This is a genomic window from Streptomyces sp. SID10853, assembly GCF_010548145.1.
Taxonomy (GTDB): Bacteria; Actinomycetota; Actinomycetes; order Streptomycetales; family Streptomycetaceae; genus Streptomyces.
This window is the reverse complement of the sequence record NZ_JAAGLN010000245.1, coordinates 1-10073: the sequence shown is the minus strand read 5'-3', so window position 1 is coordinate 10073 and position 10073 is coordinate 1. Positions and strand designations below refer to the sequence as shown.

At 68.1% G+C, this 10073-nt stretch carries 10 protein-coding genes; all 10 read right to left on the bottom strand.

Annotated elements, in window-relative coordinates; translation table 11 throughout:
- The coding region (locus G3I19_RS30470; protein WP_164266950.1) for a DNA polymerase IV at positions 1–1181 on the bottom strand (1181 nt) is incomplete at its 3' end.
- A gap of 56 nt (positions 1182–1237) precedes the next feature.
- The gene (locus tag G3I19_RS30465; protein ID WP_203600653.1) at positions 1238–1810 is read right to left on the bottom strand and encodes a MerR family transcriptional regulator; all 573 of its coding nucleotides are present in this window, start codon (positions 1808–1810) and stop codon (positions 1238–1240) included.
- A gap of 186 nt (positions 1811–1996) precedes the next feature.
- Complete coding sequence (locus tag G3I19_RS30460; protein WP_164266948.1) at positions 1997–2470, bottom strand: bifunctional nuclease family protein; 474 nt, start codon at positions 2468–2470, stop codon at positions 1997–1999.
- Positions 2471–2523: 53 nt separating this feature from the next.
- A complete protein-coding gene (locus tag G3I19_RS30455; protein ID WP_164266947.1) occupies positions 2524–3264 on the bottom strand; it encodes a MerR family transcriptional regulator in 741 nt (246 codons plus the stop codon).
- 17 nt (positions 3265–3281) lie between these two features.
- Complete coding sequence (locus G3I19_RS30450; RefSeq protein ID WP_203600661.1) at positions 3282–4148, bottom strand: FHA domain-containing protein; 867 nt, start codon at positions 4146–4148, stop codon at positions 3282–3284.
- A gap of 148 nt (positions 4149–4296) precedes the next feature.
- Positions 4297–5241 (bottom strand): DUF881 domain-containing protein, encoded by a 945-nt coding sequence (locus tag G3I19_RS30445; RefSeq protein WP_239074936.1) that lies wholly within the window; start codon positions 5239–5241, stop codon positions 4297–4299.
- Between the two features lie 20 nt (positions 5242–5261).
- Entirely contained in the window at positions 5262–5594 is a 333-nt protein-coding gene (locus G3I19_RS30440) for a small basic family protein (protein WP_164266945.1), read from the bottom strand.
- Positions 5591–6514, bottom strand: coding sequence for a DUF881 domain-containing protein (locus tag G3I19_RS30435; protein ID WP_164266944.1), 924 nt, complete (start codon positions 6512–6514; stop codon positions 5591–5593). The genes G3I19_RS30440 and G3I19_RS30435 overlap by 4 nt, the downstream gene beginning before the upstream one ends.
- Positions 6515–6633: 119 nt before the next feature.
- Positions 6634–9129 (bottom strand): mannose-1-phosphate guanyltransferase, encoded by a 2496-nt coding sequence (locus G3I19_RS30430; RefSeq protein WP_164266943.1) that lies wholly within the window; start codon positions 9127–9129, stop codon positions 6634–6636.
- Between the two features lie 113 nt (positions 9130–9242).
- Positions 9243–9851: a CDP-alcohol phosphatidyltransferase family protein gene (locus G3I19_RS30425; protein WP_164266942.1), complete on the bottom strand. Its 609-nt coding sequence runs from the start codon at positions 9849–9851 to the stop codon at positions 9243–9245.
- Positions 9852–10073 lie beyond the last annotated feature (222 nt).

Here is a 10073-nt window from a genome sequence, read left to right as displayed (position 1 = left end):
GGCAGCGCAGGTGCCGATGCCGGAGCGGGCGCCGCCGAAGGATCCGCCGCCGCCGAAGGCCCGGGCGCCACCTCTTCGGCCAAGGACTCCCGTGCGGCGGCCCGCTCCGTGGCCGCCTGGGCGAAGAGGTCCTCCTGCGTGAAGTCCGCGAGGCCGGTGACGCCCACCCCGAGCAGCCGCACCCCGCCCGTGGTGTCCACGGACTCCAGCAACCGCCCAGCGGCCTCCCGTACGACCTCCGGGTCGTCCGTGGGCCCTCTGAGCGTCTCGGAGCGGGTGAGCGTGGAGAAGTCGTACCTGCGGACCTTCAGCACCACGGTCCGCCCCGACCGCCCGGCCGCCCGCAGCCGCTCCACGCACCGGCCCGCCAGCCGCACCACCTCGGCCCGCACCCGCGCCCGGTCGTGCAGATCCACATCGAAGGTGTCCTCGACGGAGACGGACTTGGCGTCCCGCTCGGAGACCACCGGACGGTCGTCGTGGCCGAGCGCCATCCGGTACAGAGCGGCGCCGTGCGCCTTGCCGAGCAGCCGTACCAGCTCGTCCTCACCGGCCTCGGCCAGATGGGACACGGTGGTCATCCCGGCCCGGCGCAGATGCTCACCGGTCGCGGGACCGACCCCGGGCAGGATCCGTACGGAGAGGGGCGCCAGCAGCTCCCGCTCGGTGCCGGGCTCCATCAGGACCAGGCCGTCCGGCTTGGCGCGCTCCGAGCCGATCTTCGCCAGCATCTTGGAGCCGGCCAGCCCCACCGACCCGCTGAGCCCGGTGACCGCCAGGATGTCCCTGCGCAGCTGCTCACCGGCCCGGCGGGCCGACAGCGGACCGTCGGCGACCCCGCCCGCCTCCAGGTCCACGAACGCCTCGTCCAGGCTCAGCGGCTCGACCAGCGGCGAGAGCCGCCCGAGCAGCTCCATGACCTGACCGCTGACCTCGCGGTAGAGCGCGAAGCGCGGCACCAGATAGGCGGCGTTCGGACAGAGCCTGCGGGCCTGCGCCATCGGCATCGCCGAATGCACCCCGAACCGGCGTGCCTCGTACGAGGCCGTCGACACGACGCCGCGCGGTCCGAGCCCGCCGACCACCACCGGCTTTCCGCGCAGGCTCGGCTTCGCCGCCTGTTCCGCGGCGGCGAAGAAGGCATCCATGTCCAGATGCAGGATGGTGGGCGCGGCTCTCACACCAACGATGCTGCCTCACGGCACTGACAATCGGGCCCCCGCAGCGCGGGAGCCCGTCAGACGGCGCGGTTGCGGCGCCGGGCCAGCTCGTCGGCCGGGTTGTGGCCGATGAGGGTCTCGCCGGTGTCGACCCGCTCGCCGTGCAGCTGTGACAGGGCGCTCTCCACGTCCCGCCACACGACCCCGACGGCGATCCCGAAGATCCCCTGGCCGCCCTGCAGCAGTCCGACCACCTCGTCGGGCGAAGTGCACTCGTACACCGTCGCGCCGTCGCTCATCAGCGTCATACGGTCGAGGTCGCGCGCCCCGCGGTCTCTGAGGTGGTGGACTGCCGTCCTGATGTTCTGGAGGGCCACTCCGGTGTCCAGGAAACGCTTCACGATCTTGAGGACGACGACGTCCCGGAAGCTGTAGAGGCGCTGGGTCCCGGACCCCTGAGCAGGGCGCACGCTCGGTTCGACCAGTCCCGTACGCGCCCAGTAGTCGAGCTGCCGATAGGTGATACCCGCCGCCGCGCAGGCGGTCGGCCCCCGGTAGCCGACGGTGTCGGTCGTCGTCCCGGCCGCTGAGCCGTGAAGCGGATACGGCACTCCGTCGCCCGGACCCAGTCCGGGGAAATCCCCTGCCATATCTTCGCCGGTGCTTCTCACGCCGACCTCCGTCCTTGAACTGCCCACTCGACGGTAGGCAGTCACTTGGGGTGCGTCAACGATCGCCACACTCGGCACGCCGAGTGATAATCACCCTAGGAGTGGTTTCGCGTACCTCTCTTCGGGGAACGGCTTGCCGGATGCGCTCACGCTCCGGACGGCGTGTCACTGGCTGTTGGTCCCGAAATCCTCCGGAGAGATCTGGTCGAGGAACTCGCGGAACTTCTCCACCTCGTCCTCCTGCTCGTCCGGGATGGCGATTCCCGCGTCGTCGAGCACCCCGTCACTGCCGTAGATCGGCGTCCCGGTGCGCAGGGCGAGCGCTATGGCGTCGGACGGCCTCGCACTCACCTCGACCCCGCTCGCGAAGACCAGCTCCGCGAAGAAGACCCCGTCCCGCAGGTCGGTGATGCGGACTTCCGTGAGCTCCTGGCCGACCGCTTCGAGGACATCCTTGAAGAGATCATGGGTCAGCGGCCTCGCTGGAGCCATGCCCTGCTGGGCGAAGGCGATCGCAGTCGCCTCACCAGGGCCGATCCAGATAGGGAGATACCGGTCGCCTCCCACTTCACGCAGGAGCACGATCGGCTGGTTGGAGGGCATTTCCACCCGGACACCCACAACGTCGAGCTCGTTCACACAGCAACCCTAGGACGTGCCCGGCAGGTTTGGGTAGTCGGGCACCGCCATGATCAGTACAACCGGACCCGGAGAGAGGTCTGTACGAGGGCCGCGTGCAGCCGCACGGTCAGTGCTGCCAGGTCCTTCGTGGTGGTCTCCGCGTCCGCTCTGGTCTGCGGATTGCGGTTCAGCCGAAGGGGGGCGACGACCTGCTCGATCAGCCCGGACTCGCGGTCGGCGGCCGCTTTCATGGCGCGCAGATGCCGCGGCTCAAGCCCGAATCGGCCCAGCTCCGCCACCAGCCCCGCCACATTCACGGCCTCCGCGTCGTATCCGCCCTCCGGAAGCGGCGCCAGCAGGCCGTACGACTCCCACTCCCCCAGCTCGGCAGCGCTGATCCCGGCGGCCGCCAGCAGCTCGTCCCTGCCCACCCTGGAGGCCGTGGGGCCGTCGGCACGCTCCGGCGGGCCGTCCACGGGCTCGCGGACGGCACCGGGCGCGGGGAGCTGGATCTGCTCACCGCGGCCCAGTGCGTCGAGATGGTCCCTGATGACCTTCAGCGGCAGATAGTGGTCGCGCTGCATGCGCAGGACCTGGGCCAGCCGCTCGACGTCCGCGGTGCCGAACTTCCGGTACCCGGACGACGTGCGCTGCGGCTCGACCAGTCCTTCGGCCTCCAGGAAACGGATCTTGGAGATCGTGACCTCGGGAAACTCTTCCCTGAGCAGATTCAGGACCGTACCGATACTGACCAGCCGGTCGTCCTCGGTGGCGGTGCCGTCGCCGGCACCGCCCGTCGATGATTGCCGCATGGACCTTCCCTGACGGGTCACACGCCCCGCTGGCTCGCGTAGAAGACCAGCCGGTACTTGCCGATCTGCACCTCGTCACCGTTGGCGAGCACGACGGTGTCGATGCGCTCACGGTTGACGTAGGTGCCGTTCAGGCTGCCGACGTCCGAGACGGTGAATCCGCCGTCGGCGTTCCTGCGGAACTCCACATGCCGCCTCGACACCGTGACGTCGTCGAGGAAGATGTCGCTCTGCGGATGGCGGCCGGCCGTGGTCAGATCGCCGTCCAGCAGGAAGCGGCTGCCCGAGTTCGGACCGCGGCGGACCACGAGGAGCGCCGAGCCGAGGGGCAGGGCGTCGACGGCCGCCTGGGCCTCGGGGGAGAGCGACGGCGAAGCGGTCTGCCCTGTCACCTCCGCCTCGTACGCCTCGAGCCCCGAGATGGAGATCGTGGACGTCGTCTCCGAGGGCCGCTCGGGCACCCCGGCGCGCAACGGCGCTCCGCAATTGGAGCAGAACCGACTGTCCTCGGCATTGCGGTGGCCGCACCTCGTACACACCGGCATGGACGCATCCTCCTGCCGCGACTGCCCTGCGTGGGCGTTGGTTGCGTACGGATCGGAGGACAACCCTCGACCCGTACTTGAGGTTGATGCTTCACCAAAACCTATGCGGCTCTGGCCCGCAGGGTCAACAGACGACGCACCCTGATCACCCGAAATGTCGTGACCGGACCCGCCCACCTCATCGCGGAACAGCGGGCGGTCTCCGCCCTGGTCCTCGCCCTCCATATGACGTGGGGCGCGGTGTCGTGCGCTGTCCTCACGTGCACTCTTGCCGAACAACTTCCCAAACAACTTCACGGGCGATTCCCCTTGACCGAAACAGACCCGCCCGTGGGGCAGGACGAACTCTCAATGAACACACCTGCCGAAGCGGACATCCTTACAACGTCCGTACCCCCCAGACAGTTTCCACCACGCGCCCCGCTATTGGTGCGCCGACCCCCCGCAACCCCGTGCCCTTGTCCCGCGGCCGTCACGCGCCCCCGTCTCACTGCGCCGAGGACCGAGCGTAGTCAGGCCGCTTCGCCGGTCGCAAGGCGTCCACAATGATCTTCTGCTCAGGCGTCACAGTGGCTGTGGCCTGCTCCTTCTCCAGAGTCTGCACCACTCCGCCCGGAATATTCAGCGCAGGCTCCAAGTCGGTCGGTTTCCCGATGACCTTGAAGGTGTACGGAGCGCTGATCTTCTCGGTGTCCACCTGGATCCGGCCGCCCTCGTCGGTGAAGTAGGTGTCCCCCACGACCCGGACGCCGTTGACCTGGATCGCCTCGGCGCCGGCCGCCCGCAGCTCCTGGACGGTGTCGAGCAGCATGTCCGCCTGGACCGTCTTGTGCGGGTCGTTGACGAGCAGGGTGATACCCGGGCCCTGGGCCGCCACCGTGCCCGCCAGGATGCCCAGCTGACGCGCCTTCTCGCTCGTCTGCTTGCGCGCCTCCTCGGCCTGGTCCGAACTGCTCTCCAGCTCGGTCCGCTGGCTCTGCAGCCGCTGCTTCTCGTCCTCGATGCGCTGGGTGCGGTTGTCGAGCTCGTCGAGGATGCGTACCAGGTCCTCCTGGCGTGCACCGCGCAGCGGACTGTTGTCGCTGTTGGAGCGGACCTGGATGGCCAGTCCAAGACCCAGTACGAACAGCAGCAGGGCGACGATGAGTTGAGCTCTGGTGACCCGCGGCGGCCAGAGCGCGGCGATCAGCCGCTGCCGTCCGGCCTGCTTCGGCTGCTCGGCCGGAGTGGCTCCTGAAGCGTCTCCTGCCGGGGCCTGCGCGGGCGTCTCATCGGGCAGGGCCCCTGGGAACCGGCCGGGCCTGCGGCCTGGGCCGCCCTGCGGGCTCTGGGGGCCGGTCGGGCGCTGCGGTTCAGGCGGGCTCTGGGGATCGGGCGAGCCCTGCACCTCACCAGGGCCCTGCGGGTCGGGCGGGTTCTCTTCGTTGCTCATCGGTTCGTCACCCATCGGACTCACGCCCGGAACACATGCCTGCGAATGGCCGCGGCGTTCGAGAAGATACGGATGCCGAACACGACAACGACACCGGTCGACAACTGGGCGCCGACGCCCAGCTTGTCGCCGAGGAACACGATCAGCGCGGCCACCACGACATTGGAGAGGAAGGACACGACGAAGACCTTGTCCACGAAGATCCCGTCGAGCATGGCCCGCAGACCGCCGAAGACCGCGTCGAGGGCGGCCACGACGGCGATGGGGAGGTACGGCTCGACCATCGCCGGCACTTCGGGCCGGACCAACAGTCCGACCACGACTCCCACGACGAGGCCCAGTACGGCGATCACGATGTGCCCTTCCCTGTGTCGGCCGCGCCCTGGTCGGTGCCGGCGGCCTTCGGCTTTGCTGTACGTACGATCAGGCTCGCGGCGGCCGGAAGGCGCACGTCGGCCTGGTCGGAACTGCTGGTGCGGATCGAGTAGCTGTCCTTCAGGACCTTCAGGTACTGCCCGCCGACACTGTCGTCGAATTCGCTGAGCAAGTGCTTCCCGTCCCCCACCGCGAGCACCGTGTACGGCGGCACCAGCGGCCTGTTGTCGACCAGTATGGCGTCACCGGCGGCGCGGATCGCCGACAGAGCCGTCAGCCGCTGGCCGTTGATGGCGATCGCCTCGGCGCCCGACTGCCACAGCGCGTTGACGAACTGCTGCATGTCACGGTCCCGCACCCGCCCCGTGTCCGAGAACCCGGGGCTCTCACGCGGCCCGCCCCCGTCGCTCTGTTCGCTGTCCTTGGCGTCGTCGATGACCAGCTTCACCCCGGGACCGTGCACCGCCGTCGCGCCGGACAGCAGCGCCACAAGCCCGCCCTGATCGCCCCCGTGCTGCTGGAGTGCCTTGCGCTGCTGCTCGCCGACCGAGTCACGCAGCCCGTCGACCTTCTTCTGCTGCGCGTCCGCGGACGAAGTCTCCGACTCGATACGGTCGATGAGCTCCTGGCGTTCCTTCGCGACGACCGGCGCGGTCACCCTGGCCTGCGCGGCGCCGACGGTGACGACGACCGCCGCGAGCACCAGCCCAGCGGCGAGACCGAGCTTGGCCCGCAGGGAACGCGGCATCCCCGCACGGCCTTCGGCCCGCCGCCGGGCGGTCGCCTCGGCGTAGCCGTCGTCGAGGCTGTGGTCCATCACGTTGTTGAGCAGCGACATCGACGCATCGGGGCGCGCGGACGGGGTGGCTCCGCTCCGAACGGGAGGCTGCTTCGGCATGCCGCACATCGTCGCACGTCCCCGCCGCAGCCTCCCAATGGCCCCGTCGGTGGGCCGTACGGCTCGCACTCGCGCCGCACGGCCCACTGTCAAGACACCATCGCGCCCCCGCTACGACGTCACTGACCTGCACCGTCCACAATCGCCGACCACTCGTCGAGCAGCACCTGGGCGGACGCGTCGTCCGGTCCTTCCGCCCACAGATGAGTGACAGCCTCGGCCGGAGCCGGCAGCACCATCACCCAGCGTCCGTCGGGGTCGACGACCCGCACACCGTCCGTGGTGTCCACGGACCGGTCGGCCGCCGCCTCCACCACCCGGCGCATGACAAGGCCCTTGACGGCCCAGGGGGTCGCCAGATCACGGCGGAGCACATGCGCGCGCGGGATACGCGCATCGATCTGACTGAGCGTCAACTGTGTACGGGAGACCAGGCCGATCAGCCGGACGAACGCCGCGGTGCCGTCGAAGACACTGCTGGACTCGGGGATGATGAAGCCACCGCGCCCGTCGCCGCCGAAGATCGTGGAGTCCTCGCGGCCGACCCGGGTCAGGTCGTCCGGTGATGTGGTCGTCCACTCCACCTGGGTGCCGTGGTACGCGGCGACCTGTTCGGCGATCCTCGTGGTCGTCACCGGCAGCGCGACGCGCCCGCTGCGCCGCTCGGCGGCGATCAGGTCCAGCATGACCAGCAGGGCCCGGTCGTCCTCGATGATCCGTCCACGTTCGTCGACGAGGGAGAGCCGCTCGCCCACCGGGTCGAAGCGCACTCCGAACGCGGCCCGCGCCGATGCCACGATCTCGCCGAGCCTGACGAGCCCGGCGCGACGGGTGTCCGCGGTCTCCGTGGGCCTCGACTCGTCGAGCCCCGGATTGATGACGAGCGCGTCGACACCGAGCCGTCCGAGGAGGCTGGGCAGGACGAGCCCTGCGCTGCCGTTGGACGCGTCGACCACGACCTTGAGCCCGGCGTCGGCGATGCCCGTGGTGTCCACGTTACGGAGGAGGGAGCCGGTGTACGAGTCGAAGACGCTCGCCGGGAAGTGCAGGTCCCCGATCTCACCGGGGAAGGCACGCCGGTACTCCTGGCGCGCGTACACCCGGTCCAGCTTGCGCTGCCTGCCCTGCGAGAGATCAGCGCCCCGCTCGTCGAAGAACATGATGTCCACGGAGTCGGGCACACCGGGCGAAGTCCGGATCATGATGCCGCCCGCGCTGCCACGAGCGGTCTGCTGCCTGGCCACCGGCAGTGGCACGTTCTCCAGGTCACGTACGTCGATGGCGCTGGCCTGGAGGGCGGAGATCACCGCACGCTTGAGGGCACGCGCACCACGTGAGTGGTCACGTGCGGTGGTGACCGTGGAGCCCTTCTTCAACGTGGTGGCGTAGGCGCCGGCCAGCCGTACGGCCAGCTCGGGGGTGATTTCGACGTTCAGGATTCCGGAGACTCCACGAGCGCCGAACAGATGTGCCTGCCCGCGGGACTCCCAGATCACCGAGGTGTTGACGAAAGCGCCGGCCTCGATGGTCTTGAACGGGTAGACCCGCACATTGCCCTGGATGATGGATTCCTCACCGACGAGGCACTCATCGCCGATGACGGCGCCGTCCTCGATGCGGGCGGCCCGCATGATGTCGGTGTTCTTCCCGATCACACAGCCACGCAGATTGGACTGCTGGCCGATGTACACGTTGTCGTGAATGACGGCCTTGTGCAGGAAGGCGCCGGTCTTGACGACCACGTTGGATCCGACGACGGTGTGCTCCCGGATCTCGACGCCCTCTTCCACCTTGGCGTAGTCGCCGATGTAGAGCGGCCCTCTGAGCACGGCGTCGGGGTGCACTTCAGCGCCTTCGGAGACCCACACGCCGGGAGAGATCTCGAAGCCGTCGATGTCCACGTCGACTTTGCCTTCGAGGACGTCGGCCTGTGCCTTCACATAGCTCTCGTGCGTGCCCACATCTTCCCAGTAGCCCTCGGCGATATAGCCGTAGACCCGCTTCCCCTCCTTCATGAGCTGGGGGAAGACATCACCGGACCAGTCGACCGATACGTCCGCTTCGACGTAGTCGAAGACTTCGGGTTCCATCACGTAAATGCCCGTGTTCACGGTGTCCGAGAAGACCTGGCCCCAGGTCGGCTTCTCCAGGAAGCGCTCGACCTTTCCTTCCTCGTCCACAATGGTGATGCCGAACTCCAGCGGGTTCGGCACACGGGTCAGGCACACCGTGACGAGTGCGCCCTTCTCCTTATGAAAATTAATGAGGTCCGTCAGGTCGAAGTCGGTGAGCGCATCCCCGGAGATCACCAGAAAGGTGTCGTCCTTCAGCGCCTCTTCCGCATTCTTGACGCTTCCTGCGGTGCCGAGCGGCTTCTCCTCGTTCGCGTAGGTGAGCTCCATACCGAGCTCTTCACCGTCGCCGAAGTAATTCTTGACGAGGGATGCGAGGAACTGCACGGTGACGACGGTTTCACTGAGCCCGTGCCGCTTCAACAGCCGCAGCACATGTTCCATGATCGGTCGGTTGACCACCGGCAGGAGCGGCTTGGGCATACTTGAGGTCATAGGGCGAAGACGTGTGCCTTCGCCACCAGCCATCACGACGGCCTTCATGTCGGAAGCGCCCTCCTTGAGATGTCGACAGTCCAGCCGACTTCACCCGTCCGGTGAGGACACTCGGGCGTCATACGCAAACCGGCCACGCTGCACGGTGCGCATCGACGAGTTCAATCGGCTGCTACATCCGCCTTCACGAGCCGACGGACTTGTACCACATACAGGATTCCTGCCCACCAGTAGAGCGTTGTACCCCACCCTGCGAACGCCCATCCGAGAATCGACGCCAGGGTGCTCAGCCAGCCGCTGCCGTCGCTGAGCAGGAGCAACGGGAACGCGTACATCAAGTTGAAGGTAGCCGCCTTCCCCAGAAAGTTCACCTGGGGCGGCGGATAGCCGTGCCTGCGCAGGATTCCCACCATGACCAGAAGCATCAGCTCACGGGCCAATAGTGCCGCGGTCAACCAAATCGGCAGAATCTCCCGCCAGGTCAGGCCGACCAGCGTGGAGAGAATGAAGAGTCGGTCAGCGGCGGGGTCGAGCAGCCGTCCCAGGTTGCTGATCTGGTTCCAGCGGCGGGCGAGCTTGCCGTCGAGATAATCGCTGACACCACTGAGCATCAGCACCAGCAATGCCCAGCCGTCGCTCTTGGGCCCGCCGAACTCGGGCCGGAGAATCAGCCACAGGAAAACGGGCACACCGACCAGGCGGGCCATGCTGAGGATGTTGGGGATGGTGAGTACCCGGTCCGTCTGAACACGGGTCTCCTGGACCTCCACCCGGGGGCCTCCTGTGAGGAACGTACGAACGATGCTTCCTGACCTTACCCTCAGCCGGGGCCGGCCAAGGCACGGGGGTCGACGCGGCCTTGGGCCTGCCGTGAACTGCACGTGGACGCAGAAATGCCTCAGCCCCGGACCATAACGGTCCGGGGCTGAGGCTAAAAATTGTTCGGCGGCGTCCTACTCTCCCACAGGGTCCCCCCTGCAGTACCATCGGCG